This is a genomic window from Mesorhizobium amorphae, from assembly GCF_014843845.1.
In the GTDB taxonomy this organism is placed as follows: Bacteria; Pseudomonadota; Alphaproteobacteria; order Rhizobiales; family Rhizobiaceae; genus Mesorhizobium; species Mesorhizobium amorphae_A.
In genome coordinates, this window is the sequence record NZ_JHQS01000071.1 from 1 (window position 1) to 224 (window position 224).

The 224-nt window shown below is 66.1% G+C and carries 1 protein-coding gene; it reads left to right on the plus strand.

The features are described from left to right. On the plus strand, positions 1 to 224 hold a 224-nt coding region (locus tag DH08_RS30030), incomplete at both ends, for a DUF5801 repeats-in-toxin domain-containing protein (protein WP_192182884.1).

The window sequence follows — 224 nt, forward strand, 5'->3', positions numbered from 1 at the left end:
GACGTGGTCGGCTCGACGGTGTCGCATGGCGAGATCTTCAGGATCGCCGTCGATGCGGCCGGCACGGTGACGCTGACGCAGTCCCAGCAGATCGACCATCTGCCCGAGGACGTCGATGCGACCAATGACAACGCCCATATCGACCTTGCCGCCGGCAAGGTGACGCTGTCGGCGACAGCGACGGTGACGGACGGCGACAACGACACGGCGACCAGCACCGTGAG